Annotated in this window: 19 protein-coding genes; 8 read left to right on the top strand and 11 right to left on the bottom strand. The window is 65.3% G+C overall.

The window, feature by feature from the left end:
- Positions 1–26: 26 nt before the first annotated feature.
- From DOM67_RS09290 to glnA, 5 genes are all read right to left on the bottom strand, one after another.
- Positions 27–1,775, bottom strand: coding sequence for an alpha-glucosidase (locus tag DOM67_RS09290; RefSeq protein ID WP_110675367.1), 1,749 nt, complete (start codon positions 1,773–1,775; stop codon positions 27–29).
- 268 nt (positions 1,776–2,043) lie between these two features.
- Complete coding sequence (gene ntrC / locus DOM67_RS09280) at positions 2,044–3,453, bottom strand: nitrogen regulation protein NR(I) (RefSeq protein ID WP_110675366.1); 1,410 nt, start codon at positions 3,451–3,453, stop codon at positions 2,044–2,046.
- 136 nt (positions 3,454–3,589) lie between these two features.
- Positions 3,590–4,633 (bottom strand): nitrogen regulation protein NR(II), encoded by a 1,044-nt coding sequence (glnL, locus tag DOM67_RS09275; protein ID WP_110675365.1) that lies wholly within the window; start codon positions 4,631–4,633, stop codon positions 3,590–3,592.
- A 223-nt stretch (positions 4,634–4,856) separates the two neighbouring features.
- Positions 4,857–5,444 (bottom strand): DUF4124 domain-containing protein, encoded by a 588-nt coding sequence (locus DOM67_RS09270; protein WP_157958821.1) that lies wholly within the window; start codon positions 5,442–5,444, stop codon positions 4,857–4,859.
- A gap of 182 nt (positions 5,445–5,626) precedes the next feature.
- On the bottom strand, positions 5,627–7,033 hold the full coding sequence (gene glnA, locus DOM67_RS09265) for a glutamate--ammonia ligase (protein ID WP_110675363.1): 1,407 nt from the start codon (positions 7,031–7,033) through the stop codon (positions 5,627–5,629).
- A 443-nt stretch (positions 7,034–7,476) separates the two neighbouring features.
- On the opposite strand from glnA, the gene DOM67_RS09260 reads away from it, so the two are divergent.
- Positions 7,477–8,472, top strand: coding sequence for a polysaccharide deacetylase family protein (locus tag DOM67_RS09260; RefSeq protein ID WP_157958820.1), 996 nt, complete (start codon positions 7,477–7,479; stop codon positions 8,470–8,472).
- A gap of 183 nt (positions 8,473–8,655) precedes the next feature.
- Here the strand turns inward: DOM67_RS09260 and DOM67_RS09255 are convergent, their stop codons facing one another.
- Together DOM67_RS09255 and DOM67_RS09250 are read right to left on the bottom strand one after the other, a co-directional pair.
- Positions 8,656–9,192: a nucleotidyltransferase family protein gene (locus tag DOM67_RS09255; protein WP_110675361.1), complete on the bottom strand. Its 537-nt coding sequence runs from the start codon at positions 9,190–9,192 to the stop codon at positions 8,656–8,658.
- Between the two features lie 29 nt (positions 9,193–9,221).
- On the bottom strand, positions 9,222–10,796 hold the full coding sequence (locus tag DOM67_RS09250) for a transporter associated domain-containing protein (RefSeq protein WP_110675375.1): 1,575 nt from the start codon (positions 10,794–10,796) through the stop codon (positions 9,222–9,224).
- Positions 10,797–11,275: 479 nt separating this feature from the next.
- Between DOM67_RS09250 and typA the strand changes: the two genes are divergently transcribed.
- The 5 genes from typA to DOM67_RS09225 all read left to right on the top strand — a co-directional run bounded on the left by typA (position 11,276) and on the right by DOM67_RS09225 (position 17,336).
- Positions 11,276–13,120: a translational GTPase TypA gene (typA, locus tag DOM67_RS09245; RefSeq protein ID WP_110675360.1), complete on the top strand. Its 1,845-nt coding sequence runs from the start codon at positions 11,276–11,278 to the stop codon at positions 13,118–13,120.
- 343 nt (positions 13,121–13,463) lie between these two features.
- Complete coding sequence (locus tag DOM67_RS09240; protein ID WP_110675359.1) at positions 13,464–14,234, top strand: ABC transporter ATP-binding protein; 771 nt, start codon at positions 13,464–13,466, stop codon at positions 14,232–14,234.
- A 64-nt stretch (positions 14,235–14,298) separates the two neighbouring features.
- Positions 14,299–15,003: an ABC transporter ATP-binding protein gene (locus DOM67_RS09235; RefSeq protein ID WP_110675358.1), complete on the top strand. Its 705-nt coding sequence runs from the start codon at positions 14,299–14,301 to the stop codon at positions 15,001–15,003.
- 39 nt (positions 15,004–15,042) lie between these two features.
- Positions 15,043–16,041, top strand: coding sequence for a branched-chain amino acid ABC transporter permease (locus DOM67_RS09230; RefSeq protein WP_110675357.1), 999 nt, complete (start codon positions 15,043–15,045; stop codon positions 16,039–16,041).
- A complete protein-coding gene (locus DOM67_RS09225; protein WP_110675356.1) occupies positions 16,041–17,336 on the top strand; it encodes a branched-chain amino acid ABC transporter permease in 1,296 nt (431 codons plus the stop codon). The genes DOM67_RS09230 and DOM67_RS09225 overlap by 1 nt, the downstream gene beginning before the upstream one ends.
- Before the next feature lie 136 nt (positions 17,337–17,472).
- Here DOM67_RS09225 and DOM67_RS09220 read toward each other — a convergent pair whose 3' ends face one another.
- Entirely contained in the window at positions 17,473–18,675 is a 1,203-nt protein-coding gene (locus tag DOM67_RS09220; RefSeq protein ID WP_110675355.1) for an ABC transporter substrate-binding protein, read from the bottom strand.
- A gap of 179 nt (positions 18,676–18,854) precedes the next feature.
- Between DOM67_RS09220 and DOM67_RS09215 the strand changes: the two genes are divergently transcribed.
- Entirely contained in the window at positions 18,855–19,157 is a 303-nt protein-coding gene (locus tag DOM67_RS09215) for a hypothetical protein (RefSeq protein ID WP_110675354.1), read from the top strand.
- A gap of 108 nt (positions 19,158–19,265) precedes the next feature.
- On the opposite strand, the gene DOM67_RS09210 is transcribed toward DOM67_RS09215, so the two are convergent.
- A complete protein-coding gene (locus tag DOM67_RS09210; RefSeq protein ID WP_110675353.1) occupies positions 19,266–20,180 on the bottom strand; it encodes a LysR substrate-binding domain-containing protein in 915 nt (304 codons plus the stop codon).
- A gap of 188 nt (positions 20,181–20,368) precedes the next feature.
- Between DOM67_RS09210 and DOM67_RS09205 the strand changes: the two genes are divergently transcribed.
- Entirely contained in the window at positions 20,369–21,058 is a 690-nt protein-coding gene (locus DOM67_RS09205; RefSeq protein ID WP_110675352.1) for an NAD(P)H-dependent oxidoreductase, read from the top strand.
- Positions 21,059–21,173: 115 nt separating this feature from the next.
- On the opposite strand, the gene DOM67_RS09200 is transcribed toward DOM67_RS09205, so the two are convergent.
- Both DOM67_RS09200 and DOM67_RS19985 read right to left on the bottom strand, forming a co-directional pair.
- Positions 21,174–21,869, bottom strand: a complete 696-nt coding sequence (locus DOM67_RS09200) for an ROK family protein (RefSeq protein ID WP_110675351.1) — start codon at positions 21,867–21,869, stop codon at positions 21,174–21,176.
- A gap of 73 nt (positions 21,870–21,942) precedes the next feature.
- Positions 21,943–22,092, bottom strand: a complete 150-nt coding sequence (locus DOM67_RS19985) for a hypothetical protein (RefSeq protein WP_198651773.1) — start codon at positions 22,090–22,092, stop codon at positions 21,943–21,945.
- Positions 22,093–22,185 lie beyond the last annotated feature (93 nt).

Genomic DNA, 22,185 nt, shown 5'->3' with positions numbered 1-22,185 from the left:
TGCGCTCGCCCAGGCGGCGCGCGGCCTCAGCTCGGTCGCGCGCTGTCCTCTTCGTGTCCCATCAGCGAGCTCAGCAGGCGGCTCAGGAAACCCTTGCGCTCGAGATCCGGCTCCTGCTCGATCAGCGCCTGCGGGTCGATGCTGTCACGAGCGATCTCGATGAACGCCGCCTGGAACGGCGGCAGCGTCAGTTGCCCCTCCTTCAGCTCAGGGCTGAAGCCCTGGCGGTAGATGATCTCGCCAGCCCCCTCGGGCAGCCCGGTGGTGCGGGTCTCGGCGGTCAGGTTGAACACCGCGAGGATCGCCTGATCGCGGGAGACACGCAGCCAGCCCAGCAGCTCGTCATCGAAGTCGGAGAGAATCAAGGTGCCGTCGACCATCGCCGACTGCGCCTTGCGCCAGTGCAGAAAGGCGCGGGTCACGTTCAGGGTGCTATCGGTACTGGCCAGCTGACGATCCACGCACAGGCGCCGGTGGTGGACATCCACCGGCAGCCACGGCTCGACGCTGGAGAAGCCACCACGATCGCCCTCGCTCCACGGCATCGGCGTGCGGCAGCCATCGCGCCCCTTGTACTCCGGCCACAGCGCCAGGCCGTAGGGATCGACCAGCCGCTCGTAGGGCACGTCGGCCTCGGGCAGCCCCAGCTCCTCACCCTGATAAAGACATACGCTGCCGTAGAGCGAACAGAGCATCACCGTGGCGAGTTTCGCCACCAGTGGCCCGTGCTGCTCCAGATGCTCGTGATCGGTCCAGCGCGAGACCACCCGCATCACGTCATGGTTGGAGAGCGCCCAGCACGGCCAGGCATCGACGGCGTAGTACTGGAAGTGCTCGATCACATCGCGTAGCTGCTTGGCCTCGAAGCGCGCATCGAACAGATCGAAGGTGTAGGCCATGTGCAGGCGATCGCTACCGGTGGTGTACTCCACCATCCGTTCCAGCGGGCGATCATCGGAGATCTCGCCCACTGTGGTAGTGCCGGGGTACTCCTCCATCAGCGTACGCAGCTCGTGCAGGAAACCGAGGTTCTCGGGCTGGCTGATATCGAACTGGTGGCGCTGCATCGCGTAGGGGTTGGACGCCGGCACGCTGGGTGTCTTGAGCTCGCCACTACCCAGCGCCGGATTGTTCTCGAGCCCCTGGCTGTGAAAATAGAAATTGGAGGTGTCGAGACGAAAGCCGTCGACCCCCATGTCGAGCCAGAAGCGCGCGTTGTCGAGCTGCGCCCGGCGCACCGCCGGATTGTGAAAATTGAGATCTGGCTGGCACGACAGGAAGTTGTGCAGATAGTACTGGCGCCGCCGGCTGTCGAAGGTCCAGGCGCTGCCGGTGAAGAACGACAACCAGTTGTTGGGCGGTGTACCGTCGGCCTTGGGGTCGGCCCAGACGTACCAGTCGGCCTTCTGATTGTCGCGCGAGCTGCGGCTCTGCACGAACCAGTGGTGCTGATCGGAGGTGTGGCTCAACACCAGATCGATGATCACCTTGAGCCCCAGCTCGTGGGCGCGTTCGAGCAGCATCTGGAAATCGTGGAAGGAGCCGAACATCGGATCGACGCCGCGGTAGTCGGTGATGTCGTAGCCGAAGTCCTTCATCGGCGAGGGAAAGAACGGCGAAATCCAGATCGCATCGACCCCCAGCTCGGCAACGTAGTCGAGCTTCGAGGTGATACCCGGCAGATCGCCGACCCCGTCGCCACGCGCATCCATGAAGCTGCGCGGATAGATCTGATAGATGACGCTGCCACGCCACCAGGCGGTGTTCTCGCTCATGACATCCCCTGGGTGATGGATTCACGCCCGGCCTCGGCACCGGGCGTCGTGTCAGACTAGCCGCTTTTCTGATCGAGGTTAAATTCGGTTTCAGTCGTCCGCCAACGCCGGCAACAGCACTTTCAACTTGCGCGTCAGGGTGTTGCGCCCCCACCCCAGCAGCTCGGCGGCTTCGCCGATCTTGTGGAGAGCACGCGCCGGTGTGCTCGAGCGCGGTCTCGATCAGGATGCGCTCGTGAACTCTGACAAGCGGCACGAACTCCGGGCTTCAGTCGTCCGCCAGCGCCGGCAACAGCACCTTCAACTTGCGCGTCAGGGTGTTGCGCCCCCACCCCAGCAGCTCGGCGGCTTCGCCCTTGCGCCCGCCGGTGTGCTTGAGCGCGGTCTCGATCAGGATGCGCTCGAAATCCGGCACCGCCTCCTCGAGCAGGTGGGTGTGACCCGCCGCCAGGGCGCGATCCGCCCATTCGCGGAAGGCCGCGCGCCAGTCGCCGCTGGGGGCTTCCAGACCTTCGAGATCGCGCAGCTCCAGCGGCAGATCGTCGACCAGCACCTCGCGTCCCGAGGCCATCACCGTGAGCCAGCGGCAGGTATTCTCGAGCTGGCGCACATTCCCCGGCCAGGGTAGCCGGGTGAGATGGGAGGTCGCTTCCTGGGTCAGCACCTTGGGCTCGGTGGCGAGCTCCTTGGCCGCCTCGGCGAGAAAGTGCTGGGCCAGCCGCGGGATGTCCTCGCGCCGCTCGGCGAGCCGCGGCAGGTGCACACGGATCACGTTGAGGCGGTGGAACAGATCCTCGCGGAAGCGCCCGTCGGCGACCAGTGTCTCCAGATTCTGGTGGGTTGCGGCGATGATCCGCACGTCGACCTTGACCGGGGTGTGCCCACCGACCCGATAGAACTCGCCGTCGGCGAGCACCCGCAGCAGCCGCGTCTGGGTGTCGGCCGGCATATCGCCGATCTCGTCGAGGAACAGGGTGCCACCGTCGGCTTGTTCGAAGCGTCCGCGACGCTGGGAGGTGGCCCCGGTGAAGGCGCCCTTCTCGTGGCCGAACAGCTCCGACTCCATCAGATCCTTGGGGATAGCCGCCATGTTGAGGGCGATGAACGGCTGCCCGCGGCGCGGGCTGTGCTGGTGCAGCGCCTGGGCGACCCGCTCCTTGCCGGTCCCCGATTCGCCGTTGATCAGCACCGTGATATGCGACTGCGACAGCCGGCCGATGGCGCGAAACACCTCCTGCATTGCCGGCGCCTCACCGATGATCTCCGCCGAGAGCCCCTCCGGCAGCGCCGCCGGCGAGCGCCGCTCACGGGCGTGGGCGACGCCGCGGCGCACCAGCGCCAGGGCGTCGTCGACATCGAACGGCTTGGGCAGATACTCGAAGGCCCCACCCTGGTAGGAGGCCACCGCACTGTCGAGATCCGAGTGCGCGGTCATCACGATCACCGGCAGGTCCGGGTGCATCTCGCGCACCTTGGCCATCAGGTCGAGCCCGTCTAGCCCCGGCATGCGGATATCGGTCAGCAGCACCTCCGGTGCCTGGCGCTCGATCGCCTCCAGCGCGGCATCGGCACGGTCGAAGGATTTCACTTCCAGATCCGGCTGCGCCAGCGCCCGCTCCAGGACCCAGCGGATGGCACGATCGTCGTCGACGATCACGATACGGGCGACATCGGTCATGACACTCCTCCTGCACTAAGATGAGTCGCGCTCGCGACGAGGGGATGAATCTCGCTCGTGGCGACGGAATGAATCGCACTCGTAGCGGCTGCGGCAGGGCGCGTCCTTGCGCGCCCGCGGGGATGGCGAGAGACGCTCAAGCCGGCGCCTCGAACGGAATCAGCAGACGGAACTCGGTGGCCCCGGGGCGCGATTCGCACTCGATCAGGCCCTGGTGCTGGTGCAGGATCGACTGCGCAATGGAGAGCCCGAGGCCGCTGCCCTCGGCGCGTCCGGAGACCATGGGAAAGAACAGCGTCTCGCGGATCGGCGCAGGAATCCCCGGGCCGTTGTCGATAATCGCCATCTCGCACACCAGGCGATGACGCTCCGCACCCAGGGTGAACTGGCGCCGCACCCGGGTACGCAGCAGCAGCCGCGGCTCCGGGGTGGCGTGCTCGGTCATCGCCTGGACCGCATTGCGCGCGACGTTGAGCGTGGCCTGGATCAGCTGCGCTTCGTCGCCGATCAGGTCCGGCACGCTGGGGTCGTAGTCGCGCTCGAAGGCGAGCCGGGGATGCTCCGCTTCCAGCAGTGCGCGCACCCGCTCCAGCACCTTGTGCACGTTGAGCGACTCGTGCCGCACCAGGGTGTTGGGGCCGAGCATGCGATCGACCAGATCGCGCAGGCGGTCGACCTCCTCGACGATGATGCGGGTGAACTCGGTCAACTGCGGGTCGGGCAGGTCGCGCTCCAGCAGCTGGGCCGCCCCGCGAATGCCCCCCAGCGGATTCTTGACCTCGTGGGCCAGCCCGCGGGTCAGCACCTTGACCGTTTCCTGACGCGCGATCAGCGCCTCTTCGCGGGAGATGCGCAGCAACCGGTCGCGCGGCTCGATCTCAACCAGCAGCTCGCGGCTGGTGATCGGGGTCGCGGTGAAGTCGACGGTGATCGTCTCGCCGCCGGGCAGCGACAGCGACGCCTCGCGCTGGGTGTAAGGGTGGAACTCGTGCATCGCCTTGCTCAACACCTCGCGCACGCGCCCGGACTCGCCCTCCAGGCACTCCAGCCAATGCCCCACCACCCGTGGCCGGCTGGCCGCCAGCAGCGCTTCGGCGGCGGGATTGAGCCAGCGCACCTGGAGCCGCTCGTCGAGCAGCACGACCGCAGTCGTCAGATGTTCCAGCAAGCGTTGATACATACGTCGTTCCATCGTGGTGATCCGCCATGTCCTGAAGCAGTGCAAGAACCGCGCCACCTCCACACCGCCGGGCTTTGGCGGCCTGGGCGCTGCGCTATCCTATCGCGGATGCACCAAAATGGCGCACCCGGCACGGAACGACACCCTGCCGCAGGCCCTTCTCATTGGCTCGCTTCCCGCTGACAGACCGATGCCCACGCATCGTTCGAGTCGGATGAGCGGCTCAATTCGAGCCGTCGGCGCGATTCGGGCGAGCTGGCCGATTCGGGTTGGCGGGCAGATTCACGCTGGCGCGCTGGACGTAGAGCGTGACCGGCGGCGTGGCCAGCTGCACCGTGCCCTGATCGTCGACGATCTCCGCCAGTAGCTGGTGCTCGCCGCGGTCCAGGCCGCTCACCGCGAATACCTGGGTACGCATCGGCGACTGGCGCACCTCGCCGTCGACGCGCAGCTGTACCCGATCGGAGGAGGCCAGCGGCGGCTGGATCGCCAGGCGCACCTGGACGTCACCGGCACGCCCGGTGGGCAGGGTCGTGCCGTCGGCGGGGCTCAAGATCTCGAAGCGTGAGTAGGCCGCTGCCGCCTCGGACGCCGGCGTCTTGCGCGGTGTCACTGCCGCCCCCGCGGCGCCCTCGGCCGGTTCCTGCGGGTCGACCACGCTGATCGGCGCCAGCTCGACCCGCTGGCCGCCGCTCGGGCGGTCGCTGTAGACCACGTTGCCCTGGGCATCGATATGCCGGTAGACCGGCGACGCCAGCGCCGCGCCCGTCACCCCGGCGGCGGTCATGACGCCCACCAGCGCTCCTGCCATGAACCGTCCGCGGCGGCGCCACCCGCGCCGAGTCCCACGCTGCCTGTCGCTACCCATCAGAGTGCCTCTCCGCTTGCCGTTTCCGCTCTCTATCGGCCGCAGACGAAAAAGCCCCACCGAAGTGGGGCTTGTCGTCGAGCGCGAACGCTATCGTTCACGGATCTTCGCTCACTGGCCGTCGTTTACAGGCTGTAGTAGAGCTCGAACTCGACCGGGTGCGTGGTCATGCGCAGACGCTCGACATCTTCGCCCTTCAGCTCGATGTAGGCATCGATCATGGAGTCGGTGAAGACGCCACCTTCGGTCAGGAAGGCGCGATCCTTGTCCAGCGCTTCCAGAGCCTGATCCAGGCTGCTGGCGACGGTCGGAACCTTCTTGCCCTCTTCCGGCGGCAGGTCATAGAGGTTCTTGTCCATGGCATCGCCAGGATGGATCTTGTTCTTGATGCCGTCGATGCCGGCCATCAGCATCGCCGAGAACGCCAGGTACGGGTTGGCGGTCGGGTCAGGGAAACGCGTCTCGACACGCTTGGCCTTCGGGTTCGAGGTGTACGGAATACGGATCGAGGCGGAACGGTTACGCGCGCTGTAGGCGAGCATGACCGGCGCTTCGAAACCCGGCACCAGACGCTTGTAGGAGTTGGTCGAGGCGTTGGTGAAGGCGTTCAGGGCACGCGCGTGCTTGATGATGCCGCCGATGTAGTAGAGCGCCATCTCGGACAGGCCGGCGTATTCGTCACCCGCGAACTGGTTCTGACCATCTTTCCAGAACGACTGGTGGACGTGCATCCCGGAGCCGTTGTCACCGACCAGCGGCTTGGGCATGAAGGTCGCGGTCTTGCCGTAGGCGTGCGCCACGTTGTGGACCACGTACTTCAGTTCCTGAACTTCGTCGGCCTTCTTCACCAGGGTGTTGAACTTGACGCCGATCTCGTTCTGGCCGGCGTTGGCGACCTCGTGGTGGTGCACTTCGACCGACTGGCCGATCGCCTGCAGCGTGTTGCACATGGCGCTACGGATGTCGTGGAAGCTGTCGACCGGGGGCACCGGGAAGTAGCCGCCCTTGACGCGCGGACGGTGCGCCAGGTTGCCACCTTCGATCTGGCGATCGGTGGACCAGGCACCCTCTTCCGAGGTGATCTTGTACATCGAGCCTTCGATGTCGGACTTGAAGTGGACCTCGTCGAAGATGAAGAACTCGGGCTCCGGGCCGAAGAAGGCGGTGTCGCCCAGACCGGTGCTGTTCAGGTAGGCTTCGGCGCGCTTGGCGATGGAGCGCGGATCACGCTCGTAGCCCTGCATGGTGGCCGGCTCGATGATGTCGCAGCGCAGGATCAGCGTGGCGTCTTCGGTGAACGGGTCGAGGAAGCCGGTACCGTCTTCCGGACGCAGGATCATGTCCGATTCGTTGATGCCCTTCCAGCCTTCGATGGAAGAACCGTCGAACATCTGACCATCTTCAAAGAACTCGGCGTCGACGGCGCTGGCCGGAATGGTGACGTGCTGCTCCTTGCCCTTGGTATCGGTAAAGCGCAGATCGATCCACTTGACGTCGTGTTCTTCGATAAGGGCGAGGGTTTTCTCAGACATGTTGTCCTCCACTGTGAGCCATGGCTCGATTCGTTGGCGAATGTCCAACACCGCTTTTTAGCATGTGACCCGGGCGCTTGCCCATGCGTGCAACCGCTGCCCGCGGATCGATAAAGCGTGTTACGAAACATGAGCAAGTAATGTGCCAAAATGAGGCAGACACGCATACAAGCATAATAACCCGCTGTAATAGCGTCTTTTTTTGCCAAATCCTCGATGCACTAAAATCGTCTAAAAAGGGCTTCAGGTTCATTCTGGTGCGTCATGAGCGGGCCAGCGCACCAAAAAGGTCAGCCAAAAGGCCAACATGCACCAAATTGAAGCATCCTTTAACGGTGCAAGTTTGCGCACCGCCCCTTTTCCACGGCGAGCAGGACAGAGATACTGGGGGAGAGAGGGCGCCTTCGCCGCCACCGTCGCTCCCTGATCACGGAAGGCTACACATGCCCAGGCTGGATCGACCACAGGACGTGGTACAACGCTTGCGCGGCCATTGGCGGCGCAGCCTGAGTGAGCCGCTATGGGGGCGCAGCGCCATCCTGGCGCTCAACCGCGTGCTCGACAGCGAGGACGAAGCCCGCCTGCCGCATCGACGCGACACCTGTCTGGGCCCGGAGAGCCTGGCGAACCTCATCGCCACCCTTACCGAGAGCGCCCAGATCGTCAGTCTCGAGAGCGCCCTGCAGCTCCATCACGATCAGTTGCCACGCATTGCCCTCACCATCGACGGTGGCTGGCGCGACGTCGCCACGCGGGTACATCCGCTGCTCGAACGCCTGGCCTTCCCCGCCAGTGTCTTTCTTCCCGACCCGACGGTCCGCCAGCCGTGGATGCCGGACCGCGCGCTTATCGCCGAGGCGCTCTGGCACGACGAGAGCCCCCACGGCCGCGTCGCGACCCGGCTCGCCGAGCTCGGCCTGCCGGGCGCGCCCCGCGGCGGGCAGGACGAGCGCAAGAGCCAGGCCATCGCAGAGTGCCTGCAGGCGCAGCCAGCGGCACAGGCGCCGCGTCTCAAGGAGATCGCCCAGACGCTGTGGCAGGAGGAGCTGGCAGGCAGAGAGAAGATGGAGCCGGCGCTGGATGCTTTCAGCGTGCGCCGACTCGATCAGGCCGGGCTCTTGCGCTTCGGGCAGTTGACCGACGTCGCCGCGCTCGGCGCCAGCGCCGATGCCCGGCGCGCGCTGCAGACCGGGCAGCAGCGGCTATCACGGCTGTGTCGCGAGCCGTTGACTATCCGCGCCTGCACCGACCCCGGCGATATCGAAACGCTCGACCGCTTCACCCGGCTCGATGCCGATGCCCGCTGGTTGACGCGTGCGCCGGGCTGGCTGGAGCCCAGCAGCGACACCCGGCGGCTGCCGCGTTTCGTCATCGGCCAGCCCCTCGCCAACAGTTCGGGAAAACTGTTTGATTGGCTGCTGGGGCATCTGTCCCACTAGGCTTTTCCTGACAATGACGCTGCCTGACAAGAACGCTTCCCGACAAGGGCGCTTCATGACAAGAACGCTGCCTGACAAGGACACTCTCTGAAAAAAGGGCACGTCATGAAAAGCGCGTTTCATGAAGAGCGCGTTTCATGAAGAGCGCTCTCCCGGAAAAGGAGTGCGCTCGGCCCGCCAGCCTCAGGCCGGCATGACCCACAGCTTGGGCCACTGCTGGCGCCAGCCTTTCGCGGCGATACGCTGGTAGAACACCGCCGCATCGCCATGGTGCGGGTTGTGCGACAGCTGCCCCGCCAGCAGCGAGTCGAGCCCCAGCGGGGCACTCAGCCGCAGCGCCCCCGACGCCTCTAGACGCACGCCCACTGCGGTCTCGCGCTCGACCCAGTAGCGCATCGCATCGCTCGCGGAGGCGTAGGGCGCGTGGCCGTGGCGTTGGTGCATGCGCGCCTGGTTCTTGACCGACCAGGGCAGCCCGCTGGCCGCGCGCAGCTGCTCGCTCAGCGCTCGATCGCGTGCCTCACGGGTGTCGTCGGGATCGTGGAAGATCAGATCGATATCGTTGAACGGCGTGCGCTGCGCGTACCCGTGCAGCCGATCCCACACACAGTTGCGCACGAAGCCGGCGGCCAGCCAGGCATCCGGCAGTGCCAGCTCACGCGCCTGCTGGAGGGCGGCCATACGCAGTGGGTCCTGGGCGATCCAGACCAACAGGCGCATGGCAGCGAGGTTCCCCGCCGCCTCGGCGCTCACTCGGGGCTGGCCAGACACAGCCGTACCCGACGGATACGATGGCGCTCGACATCGCGCACCTCGATACGCCAGCGCTCGATATCCACCCGCGCACCGATATAGGGCAGGGTCTCGAGGCGGTCGACCACCAGACCACCCAGGCTGGTGTAATTGCGCCCCAGCGGCAGCGGCTCGGGCAGCTGCTGGTTGACGTCGACCACATCCTCGCTGGCGTCGATCTCGTAGCAATCCTCCGAGACCCGGCGGATCTTGGCCTGAGCGCCCTGGGTCTGCGGGTCCTCCTCGGCAATATCCATGAGGATATCGAACAGGGTGACCACCCCCTCCAGGGTACCGAACTCGTCGACCACGAAGGCGATCAGCGCCCCGCTGCGCTGAAACTGCCGCAGCGCCTCGACCAGGCTGGTGTTTTCGAGCAGCACCAGCGGCTGTTCGACCAGGGTTTCCAGCGCCAGCGGCGCCTGGGTCAGCAGGGTGTCGATCAGACGCTTCTTGTGCACCACGCCGAGCGGTGCGTCGCGCTCGCCGCCCCGAATCGCCACCAGGGTGGCATGGGTACTCTCGCGCAGTTGGGCCTGCTGTACGCTAAACGGCTCGTCCAGATCCACGCAGTCGAGATCGCGACGCAGGGTCATCACCGCGCTGATCGGCTTGTCCGCCATCGACAGCACGCCGCGCACCATGCGCCGCTCGTCGGCACCGAAGACCGCCGTTTCGGCGTCATCGCCCGTGTCGCCCGGGTGCTCGCCGGCGCGCTGCTCCAGGCTCATGTCGCCACCGCTGATCAGCCGCATCACCGCATCCGCGGTGCGGGCCCGACGCGCCCCCAGGCGGGCACCGGCGCGATCTTCGTTACGCCGACGCCACTCGTGCATCAGCTCGATCAGGATCGAGAAGCCGATGGCGCCATACAGATAGCCCTTGGGAATGTGCAGCCCCATGCCCTCGGCCACCAGGCTGAAGCCGATCATCAGCAGAAAACCGAGGCACAGCAGGATCACCGTGGGATGCTCACCGACGAAGCGGGTCAGCGGCTTGCTCGCCAGCAGCATCAGCCCCACCGCGATGATCACCGCGATCATCATGACCATCAGGTGATCGACCATGCCGACCGCGGTGATCACCGAGTCGATCGAAAACACCGCATCGAGCGCCACGATCTGCGCCACCACCACCGAGAAGGCGGCGTAGTGGCCACGATTGCCGCCCTGATGGGCGGTGGCGGCATTGAGGTGGTCGTGAAGCTCGCTGGTGGCCTTGTAGATCAGGAACAGGCCACCGCCGATCAGAATCAGGTCCCGCCCGCTGAAACCGTGCTCGAACAGCCGGAACAGCGGCCGCGTCAGCCCCATCAGCCAGGAGATCGCCGCCAGCAGCACCAGGCGCATGACCAGCGCCAGCGACAGCCCCAGCACACGGGCACGGTCGCGCTGCGCCGGCGGCAGCTTGTCGGCGAGAATCGCGATGAACACCAGGTTGTCGATACCCAGCACGATCTCGATGATCACCAGGGTCAGAAGCCCCGCCCAGGCGGCCGGCTCGAGCATCCAGGAGAATTCGAACCACGCCATCATCGCCGCTCAGCCTCTGTGGTAAAGCGGTTCGATGCAGTTACGCAAGCCGCCCCTGGGGGCCGGCCGGGTCGCCGGCGGCGAACACGCGAGCGGGATCGGGAGTGCGCCGGGAAACACAGCGGCGCGGAGAGAAAAAACGCGGTGGAGCGACGACAACCGTCGTCGTTAGACGTGGACAAGCCAGGTCCCTCGTTGACTATGAAGCGGCCAGTCTAGGACCGGCAGCGGCCAAAGGGAATCCCGTCGTGTGGCGGCATCGGCGGCGATCGCCATCGAAATGTCATCGCCCGCGCGGGAAACTGCCATCAAGACCAACGACTTCCGCTGTCTACACGACGAAAGTAGCCAGTCTCGCGCCCTTGCCTGTACAATGCGCGGCCGACCTTCCTACCCGTGCCCAGGGTCATTCGTCGATCCCGTGTCAAAAGGCGATCGACAGCCAACGTGGGCGCACACATTTATATGGATACCGCCCCATGAGTGACACTGACGCTCGCATCGAGAGCATCCGCAACATTGCCATCATCGCGCACGTCGACCATGGCAAGACCACGCTCGTCGACAAGCTGCTGAGCCAATCCGGCACCCTGGACCGCAAAGCGGAAGGCCAGGAGCGGATCATGGACTCCAACGACCAGGAAAAGGAACGCGGCATCACCATCCTGGCCAAGAACACCGCCATCCAGTGGAACGATGGCAACGGCCGCGACTACCACATCAACATCGTCGACACCCCGGGACACGCCGACTTCGGTGGCGAGGTGGAGCGCGTGATGTCGATGGTCGACTCGGTGCTGCTGCTGGTCGACGCCGTCGACGGCCCCATGCCGCAGACTCGCTTCGTGACCCAGAAGGCGTTCGCCCAGGGCCTCAAGCCGATCGTCGTGGTCAACAAGATCGACCGCCCCGGCGCGCGCCCGGACTGGGTCATCGACCAGATCTTCGATCTGTTCGACAACCTCGGCGCCAGCGATGACCAGCTCGACTTCCCGATCATCTACTGCTCGGCGCTCAACGGCATCGCCGGCATGGAGCCGGACCAGCTGGCCGACGACATGACACCGATGTTCCAGTCGATCGTCGATATCGTCGAGCCGCCCAAGGTCGAACTCGACGGCCCCTTCCAGATGCAGATCTCGGCGCTCGACTACAACAGCTACGTCGGCGTCATCGGTCTCGGCCGTATCAAGCGCGGCAGCGTCCAGCCCAACCAGCAGATCACCGTGATCACCAAGGAGGGCAACACCCGCCGTGGCAAGATCGGCCAGGTGATGACCCACATGGGCCTGGAGCGGGTGCAGACCCAGCAGGCCACCGCCGGTGACATCGTCTGCATCACCGGGATCGAGGATCTGGCGATCTCCGACACCCTGTGCGACGTCGCCGCGGTCGAGGCGCTGCCGGCCCTGACCGTCGACGAACCCACCGTCTCGATGACCTTCCAGGTCAACGACTCGCCGTTCGCCGGCAAGGACGGCAAGTTCGTCACCAGCCGCAACATCAAGGAGCGCCTGGACCAGGAGCTGATCCACAACGTGGCGCTGCGCGTCGAGCAGGGCGACAGCCCGGAGAAGTTCAAGGTCTCCGGCCGCGGCGAACTGCACCTCTCGGTCCTGATCGAGACCATGCGGCGTGAAGGCTTCGAGATGGCCGTGGGCCGCCCCGAGGTGATCATCCGCGAGATCGACGGCGTCAAGCAGGAGCCGTACGAAGAGGTGATCATCGACTGCGAAGAGCAGCACCAGGGTGCGGTGATGGAAGAGCTCGGCTACCGCAAGGGCGAGCTCTCCAACATGAACCCGGACGGCAAGGGCCGCGTGCGCCTGGACTTCATCATCCCCGCCCGCGGGCTGATCGGTTTCCGTGGCCAGTTCCTGACCCTGACCTCCGGCACCGGCATCCTGACCAGCCGCTTCGACCACTACGGCCCGCTCAAGCCCGACGCCATGATCAAGCGCCGCAACGGCGTGCTGGTGTCGATGGTTTCCGGCAAGGCGCTGGCCTATGCGCTCTACGCCCTGCAGGAGCGCGGCAAGCTGATCGTCGAGCACGGCACCGAGGTCTACGAAGGCATGCTGATCGGCATCAACAACCGTGCCGAAGACATGGTGGTCAACCCGACCAAGGCCAAGAAGCTCGACAACATGCGTGCCTCCGGCAACGACGAGAACATCGTCCTGACCCCGCCGGTGCGCTTCTCGCTGGAACAGGCGATCGAGTTCCTGGACGACGACGAGCTGGTGGAAGTCACTCCCAACTTCATTCGTCTGCGCAAGAAGTACCTGACCGAGAACGAGCGTAAGCGCGCGAAGAAGAATTGAGGAAAGGCTGATACACGATTCGAAATCGGATTAAGATGGGCGGCACTCGCACCCATCGGCGTCGCGGCGGCAGGCTCTGGCCTGCCCTCCCGCGGCGGCGATGCCCCTGCGAGTTGCCGCCTTCTTGCGTTTGAGCGACCAAGAAAGCGGCAAGCGCCAACCCGACATCTCACCTCAAAAGCGACAGGAAGCATGACAGAAGCACGCTAGTCAGGCTCTCAAGACAGATACTTGAGACAAGCTCTCGAGACAGACACTCGAGCCCAGGACGCTAGCCCAAGACAACGCACATCCAGTACGCCAGCAACAACACAACATCAACAAAGCTGCAGGGGAGACGCCGATGACTCCGATCATCGATGTCCGCAACATCAAGAAGTCGTTCGGCGGCCTGACGGTCATCGACGACTGCTCAATCCAGGTCGCCCGCGGCTCGATCACCGGCATGATCGGCCCCAACGGCGCCGGCAAGTCGACGCTGTTCAACATCATCGCCGGCAGCCTCATGCCCGATAGCGGCGAGGTCCTGCTCGACGGCGAGCCGATCACCCATCTCACCGCCAATCATCGCTTCCACAAGGGGCTGCTGCGCACCTTTCAGATCGCCCACGAGTTCAGCCACCTGAGCGCGCTGGAGAACCTGATGATGGTGCCGCCCGGGCAGGAGGGGGAGAACCTCTTCAGCACCTGGTTCAAGCCGGGCGAGGTCCGCCGCCAGGAAGCCGAGACCCGCCGCCGCGCGCTCGAGGTACTCGACTTCGTCGGCCTCGCCCACGTGCGCAACGAGCTGGCCGGCAACCTCTCCGGCGGGCAGAAGAAGCTGCTCGAGCTGGGCCGCACCATGATGACCGACGCCCGCGTGGTGCTGCTCGACGAGATCGCCGCCGGGGTCAATCGCACCCTGCTGGGTGATCTCATGGGCAACATCGAACGCCTCAACCAGGAACTCGGCTACACCTTCCTGGTGATCGAGCACGACATGGACATGATCGCGCGGCTGTGTGATCCAGTGATCGTGCTCGCCCAGGGCCAGGTGATGATGGAAGGCCCGATCGCGCAGATCCAGAACGACCCGGCGGTCATCGAAGCCTATTTCGGGGCCGCCACGGCCTAGGCTGCACGGCCGGCGTACCGGGCAGCCCCGTGCGCCACTCGCCTCAATAACAAACGAGCTCACCATGCCACTACTCGAAGCGATCGACGTTCATGGCGGCTACGGCGGCATGAATATTCTCAACGGCGTCGACATGGCGATCGAAGCCGACGAGATCGGGGTCATCGTCGGCCCCAACGGCGCCGGCAAGTCGACCATGCTCAAGGCCGTGTTCGGCCTTCTCACCATCACCGGCGGCGAGATTCGCCTGCGCGGCGAGCCCATCACCAACCTGGCACCGCACAAGCTGGTGGAGCGCGGGATGGGCTTCGTACCCCAGGAGAAGAACATCTTCCCCAGCCTCTCGGTGGCGGAAAACCTGGAGATGGGCGCCTTTCTCAAGCCGGGCACAGTGTCGCGGCTCAAGCGCCAGATCTACGACATCTTCCCGCCGCTCTATGACAAGCGCCACCAGCCCGCGGGCGAACTCTCCGGCGGCCAGCGCCAGATGGTGGCGATGGGCCGGGCGCTGATGAACGAACCCAGCGTGCTACTGCTCGACGAGCCAACCGCCGGTCTCTCGCCGCGCTACATGAACGAGATCTTCGAGCAGGTGAAGCGCATCAGCGCCACCGGGGTCGGGGTGCTGATGGTGGAACAGAACGCCAAGCAGGCACTCCGTATCGCCCATCGGGGTTTCGTGCTCGCCGCCGGACAGAACCGCTTCACCGACAGCGGCGAAGCCCTGCTCGCCGACCCGCAGGTGGCCAAGAGTTTCCTCGGCGGTTGAGAGCGCCGCTGCCATGCCGACAGGACAAGAGATTTCGCCGTGAATGAGCTGATCTACTTCTTCAACTATGTGGTGGTGGCCGGGAGCGTGACCGGCTGCATCTACGCCATGGGTGCGATCGGGGTGACGCTGATCTACAGCATCCTGCGTTTCGCCCACTTCGCCCACGCCGACATGATGACCCTGGGCGCCTTCGTGGTGCTGCTGTTGACCCTGGCCTTTCCCCACGCCGGCGACGCCCTGGGGCTGCCCACCGCGATCGTGATGCTGCCGCTGGCGATGATCTTCACGTCGCTGGTGGCGGTGGGCATCGACCGCGTCTTCTACCAGCCGCTGCGCGCCCACGGGGTCAAGCCGATCGTGATGGTGATCGCCTCGCTGGGTGTCACGCTGATGCTGCAGGGGCTGATCCGGCTGTTCTCCGGCACCGGCGCGGAGAGCCTCTACGTCGAGGCGCGCAAGGCGATCTTCCGCATCGAGCTGCCCGGCGTGACGCGCCCGATCATCATCACCGAACCGCAGGTGATCCTGTTCGTGGTCACCCTGGTGGCGGTGATCGGGCTGCACCTGTTCCTGACCCGGGCACGCCTGGGCAAAGCGATGCGCGCGATGTCGGACAACCCCGACCTGGCCCGCGCCTCGGGCATCAACACCAAGCTGATCATCACCCTGACCTGGGTGATCGCCGGCTCGCTGGCGACCCTGGCGGGGACGCTGCTGTCGCTGGATGTCGCCTTCAAGCCCGACCTGAGCTTCTTCCTGCTGCTGCCGATCTTCGCCGCGGCGATCGTCGGTGGCGTCGGCCACCCCTATGGCGCCATCGCCGGCGGCTTCCTGGTCGGCTTCGCCGAGACCCTGGCGGTGTTCAACTGGTCGGTGCTGCTGCGCCCGCTGCGCGATAGCCTGCCGAGCTGGCTGGAGCTGCCCAACAACCTGGCGCTGGTGGGCACCGAGTACAAGATCGTGGTGCCCTTCTTCATTCTGATCGCGGTGCTGGTGTGGCGCCCGACCGGCCTGTTCAAAGGGAAGGTGATCTGATGAACCCGACCTCGCAACATACCCCGTCTCAGCGCCCCTTCCCCCGCCGTGAAATCCTGCTGTTCGGCGGCCTGGCGCTGGTCGTGCTCGCCGTCTTCGCCAGCATGGGGCCGGCCTACGCCACGCGCATGATGGTAGAGGCCGCCTGCTACGCCATCCTGGCCCTCGGCCTGACCATCCAGTGGGGCTACGCCGGCCAGTTCAACGCCGGCATCATGGGCTTCGTCGCCCTCGGCGGCTTCTCCGCCACCTTCTTCAGCATTCCGGTCAACCACGCCTTCTGGGCCAGCGATCTACCGGGCCGGCTGGGCTGGGTGCTGCTGGCGATCGTCGCCGCGGTCGCGCTGGTCTTCGCCGTCAGCCGCATCGATCGGCTCGGCGTGCCGCGCTGGCTGCGCACTCTGGTCACCGTGCTCGTCGCACTGGTCGCCTATCTGGTGGTGATCAGCTGGCTGCGCAGTGTCACCGGCGATATCGAGTCCCAGGTCGACTTCATCGGCGGCCTGGGGCTACCGGTATGGCTCGGGTGGATCGTCGGCGGCGTGCTCGCCGGGGGCATCGGCTACTTGATCGGGCATATCTGCCTGGGGCTGCGCAGCGACTATCTGGTCATCGCCACCCTGGGCATCGCCGAGATCATCAAGGCGTTTCTCAAGAACTCCGACTGGCTGACCCGCGGCACCGCCACCATCTCACCGCTGCCGTGGCCGGTGCCCGACCCCGGCGAGGTCGGCTTCGTCACCGCCCGCGCGCTCTACTTCTGTGTGACCGCGGTGCTGATCGCGGTGATCTTCTTCCTGCTCCACCGCGCCTACCACGCGCCCTGGGGGCGCATGATCCGCGCCATCCGCGACAATGAAGTCTCCGCCGCGGCGATGGGCAAGTCGATCAACCGCCGGCGCCAGGAGATCTTCGTCTTCGGCTGTATCCTGATGGGCCTGGGCGGCGCGGTGCTGACCAGTTTCACCGGCATCTTCGATCCCCAGGGCTACCTGCCGCTCAACCACACCTTCCTGGTGCTGGTGATGGTGATTCTGGGCGGGCCGGGCAACAACCTGGGCACGCTGTTCGGCGCGGTGCTGGTCTACGTGATCTGGATCATGTCCGGCCCGCTGGCGCTGGCGTTGATGCACCTGGTGACGGCCCTGGGCGGCGACTGGTTCGGCTGGCAGCCGGGCAACCTCGACAGCCGCGCGCTGCAGGCGCGGGTCTTCGTGATCGGGCTGCTGATCCTGATGGTGCTACGCTTCGCCCCGCGCGGCATGATCCCGGAGCGAATCGCCCAGCACGACTGATGCTCACTGCGGTGGGCGACCCACGAAAAACCCCGAGCCGGCAGCCGCCGACTCGGGGTTTTTACTATCTCGATTTTTTCCTACCTCGGGTGGCGCCGGCGCGATGACTCGCTGACCGGCTCCTGGGTGACGCTATTTATTCACCAACCGGCCCCTTGGTGACGAATTTGCCATTCTCCACCGCCATCTCGACCACCACGCCCGGCACGTCGCCGTTCTTGTCGAACTCGGCGTCGCCAGAGGCGCCTTCATAGTCGACATCCTGACCGGCGTCGATCAGCTTCTTGGCCTTCGCCCACTCGCCCGGCAGGATCTTCTCGCCCGGTGCACCGGCGACTTCGCGCAGCGCCTTGGAGAGCCCTTCGCGATCGGCACTGCCGTTCTTCTCGATCGCCATGGCGAGCAGGAAGGCGGCGTCATAGGACTGGGCAGCGAAGACTGCGGTGGGGTCGATCCCCGCCTTGTCCGCCAGCTTGGCGAAGGTCTCGGTGCCCGGCGACTGCGGCGAACCGGGGCGAGTGGCGATCATCCCTTCGAGCACGTCGGCGCCGACCGCGTCCACCAGCGAGTTGCCGACCATGCCATCGCCGCCCGCGAACTGGGTGAAGGCACCGCTCTCGTAAGCCTGACGCAGGATCGTCTGGCCCGAGGTATCGGCATAGGCGAGCACTACCAGGGTCGGTGCGCCGCTGGCCGCGAGCTGCCCGATCTCGGAGCGATAGTCGGCACGGTTGTCTTCGTGCGCCAGGTTGGCGGCGACGGTGCCTCCCTCGGCTTCGAAGGTCTTGGTGAAGGAGCCATCGAGCCCCTGGCCGTAGTCGTTGTTGACGTAAGTCACGGCGACATCGTCGATCCCCTTGGAGAGCAGCAGCTTGGCCAGCTGTTCACCCTGGAAGGCATCGGAAGGCACGGTACGGAAGACCAGATCGTTGTCGGCGAGATCGGTCACCGCCGGTGCGGTGGAGGCCGGAGAGACCATCACCACCCCACCCGGAATCGCTGCGTTGTTGGCCGCGGCGATGGTCGCCCCGGTGCACAGCGCGCCGACGATCGCAGTCACCTTCTCGCTGTTGACCAGGCGGTCGGCCGCGTTGGACGCCGCAGCGGCATCCGAACAGGTCGTATCGCCGGAAGGCATTACCATCTTCTCGCCGTCGAGCAGCCCGCCCTGCTCATTGACCTCGGCCACCGCCAGCTTGGCACCATCGAAGATCGGCGGTGTCAGACTCTCGATACCGCCGGTGAAGCCGCCGAGAAAACCGACCTTGACGTCCGCCTGCGCCGCGACGCTGCACACCGAGGCCGCCGCGACCGCCAGTGCCATGACTGTCTTTTTCATCGTTGTTGTCACTCATTGTTGGGTTACGAAAGACTCGTTAACTGTGCTGCCGGCGCGGGCAAAAGACAAGCGTTGCCCCCACTCGTGGCGTGCGTCTTTCGGCGGGGTCGGCACGCGGCAGAGGTGGGCAAAGCACGCTACGCTAGGAGCACATGAACCCCTTCGACAAGGAGAGACGCATGCACAAGCATGTCGAGTGGGACGCCCCAGGCGGCGCCAGTGTCGATGCCCACTACGCCAAGGATGAACAGCACCGGGTCGAGCCGCAGCCCGGGATGATCCTTACCGCGCGCTACCACGGTGCCACCGCACGCATTCAGGTCGAGGCCTACAAGGATGGCGTCAGTATCGGCAAGGTCGCCGCCCTGATCGGTGACGGCGGCGAGCGCCACGACAGCCTCGGCGATCTCAGCCTGGGCGACATGGTGCGCCTGCCCGACGACAAGCGCGCCTTCCAATCCCCCCGGGACGAAGACGACTGACACGACACGCGGCGGCTCCGGGCCGCCGCGCTGCTGGGAAGCGTCTCCCCGACGCTTCCTGCTGGCTCAAGATCACTCCCCTCTGACTCGAGACCGCGCACCACCGACTCAAGCCCCCTCCTCATGCCCCGGCTGCATGCCCTCGGCCAGCCCCATCACCCACTCGCGTACAGCGCGAATGGCAGGCTCGTCCCGTCGTGCCGGCGGATAGACCAGATGGAACGGCTCTCCCGGCAGCTCGGGGCCGAACGGTATCACCAGACGGCCATCGGCCAGCTCATCGGCGATCAGCGTGCGACTCATCAGGGCAATGCCCTGGCCACCCAGGGCAGCGGCGATGGTATGGGTTTCATCCGAGAACACCAGCCCCTGGCCGACTTCCAGTGCGGGAACGCGAGCCAGCGCCTGCCAGGCGCCCCAACTGAGCAGTGCGCCCTTGTGATTGGGCGGCTCATAGTGGATCAGCGTGGTGTGATGCAAATCCGCGTGGGTGCGCACCCCCAGACTCGGGCTGCAGGCGGGGACGAAAGTGTTGTCGAACAGCTTCTCGGCCTCTAGCCCCGGCCAGCTCCCGGCGCCGTAGCGAATCGCCATATCCGCCGCGATGCCGTCCAGCGCCACCAGATGGTGGGAGATCTGCAGATTGAGGTTGAGCGTCGGATGGGCTTCGCGCAGCTCACTCACCCGCGGCAACAGCCAGCGCGCCGCCACCGCCGGAATGGTCGAGAGCGTGACGCTGAGAAGCTCAGGTTCCGGGCGTAGACGGGCGATCGTGGCCGCCAGGGTATCGAAGGCTTCGCTGGCAGCGGCGAGCAACTCCCGCCCCTGCGCGGTGAGCTGCAGCTGCCGCGGCTGACGAATGAATAGCGTGATGCCGAGCTGCGCCTCCAACTGGCGAATCTGGTGGCTGATCGCGGTGGGCGTCACCGACAGCTCCGCAGCGGCGCGTTTGGCGCTGAGATGGCGCGCCGCCGCCTCGAAAGCGCGCAGCGCAGAGAGCGAGGGCAGTTTGCGAGGGCTCATGGCACGACCCTATGGATGAATTTTATTTTCCCATTATGGCAAGAAATGGTCGTTTGTCGCTGCGTTAGCGCTGATGTTCCATAGCCATGACGCCAACCACGGCTGAGGCAGGCTCATGCCTAATCCAGCCAAACGAACCTGGGCCAGCCAAAAGCGTCTGGTCCACCCAGCGACTCAGGAGAAACGCCATGACCCGCCTGCTCCATCTCGATGCCAGCCCGCGCCCGGGCCGCTCCGGCACCCACGAACATGGCTCCCTGAGCCGCCGCCTGACACATCACTTCGTCGAACAGTGGAAGGCCCGCCGGCCTGAAGATACGGTGACCCGCCGCGACCTGGGCGCCCAGCCGCCGAGCTATCTCGATGAAGCCTGGATCGCAGCAGCCTTTACCCCGCTGGAGAGCCGTACGCTGGCGATGCACCAGGCGCTCGCCGAGAGCGATCGACTAGTGGACGAAGTGATCGGGGCCGATGTGCTGATCCTGGGCATACCGCTCTACAACTACAGCTACCCGGCACCGTTCAAGGCGTGGATCGATCAGATCGTACGCCTGGGTCGCACGATCGACTTCGACCCCAGCAACCTGGAACACCCGGTAGGCCCGCTGCTCAATGACCGGCCGCGCCAGGCGGTGATCCTCTCCTCCCGTGGCGGCCACGGGCTGGGCACCGGCGGCGCGATGGCACACATGAACCATCTGGAAGCCAGCGTGCGCACGGCCCTGGAACTGATCGGGATCGAACACTTCCACGAGATCGCCATCGAGCATCAGGAGACGGGCGGCGACTACCTGCAAGGCTCCATCCGCGAGGCGCTGATGCAGGTAGAAACACTGGTGGAACGCCTGCAGACGATAGAGGAACCCTGCCCCGCCTGAGTGCGACATTGGATAAGAATTCAGACTTCGCTGATCGCACAACAGCAACACACGGATCGTGATGTCGCACTTGGCGCGATAGCCTTCGTCGACATCACGCCAAGCGCTACAGAGTTCACACGATCAGGTCTTCATCCTTCCAGAGGCGGAACCCGCCATCGAAGGCGAGAGCGTTGTCGCCGCGCCGGCATTTCGGTGGGAGTGTGTCGAGCTTTTCAACATTTCCGCCACCGATGACGATGTAGTCGGGCTCCAGTGCCGCGGAGAGACGCTCGACGACATCGAACACGCGCTTGCGCCATTTCTTGTTGCCCTTCTTTTTGCGATACGCCTCGGCGACATAGTGCTCGTAGCTTTTGCCCTTGCGATAGGGCAGGTGGGCAACCTCCATCGGCTGGGCGACATTCTCGACGATCATCGCCGCACCAAGCCCGGTGCCGAGACCGAGAAACAGCATGCGTCCGCCCTGATAGGAGCCGAGGGCCTGCATCAGCGCATCGTTGACGATCCGCACCGGGCATCCGAAGGCGGATGCGTAATCGAAACCGACCCATCCTTCGCCGAGATTGGCAGGATCATGAAGCGGCTTGTCATGGACAACCGTTCCCGGGTAACCCATGGCGACCACGTCATATTTCATGCCCTTGGCCATCTCTTTGACGGCGGCGACCATATCGCCCCCACCCATCGACTTGCCGCTGTCGGCCTTCTTTTTCCCGCCGCCGGCGCTGGAGCGGATCTTCACATGGCTGCCACCGATATCGATGGCAAGGACGACAAGGTCCGCGCCCTTGGAATTGCGTTTGCTCATCATGGTTTCCTCGGCCTCAGGCAGGATCGAGCCAACCGCCGGACAGGGCGAGGTCCTGCATGTCGTCAGGTCCTCAGGTGCCGGGCTTGTACTGCGGTGGCGCAGACGTATCGTCCAGGATCGGCTCGACGATCTTCCACGCGAGTTCGGCGGCATACTGACGGGCGAATAGCTGGCGGTCACCGGCCATGGCGTCGCCGATCAGACGTTCATCATGCGCCATTTCTCCATGTCCGTCTTCTCCCCCCATCATCGAACAACGCGCCCGGGGGCTGCTTGAAGCGCACCACGACTTCCGTTGAATGGGTGGAGAGAT

This window comes from Salinicola sp. RZ23 (assembly GCF_003206675.1).
In the GTDB taxonomy this organism is placed as follows: Bacteria; Pseudomonadota; Gammaproteobacteria; order Pseudomonadales; family Halomonadaceae; genus Salinicola; species Salinicola endophyticus.
The sequence above is the reverse complement of the archived record's forward strand: the minus strand, read 5'-3'. Positions and strand labels throughout refer to the sequence as shown.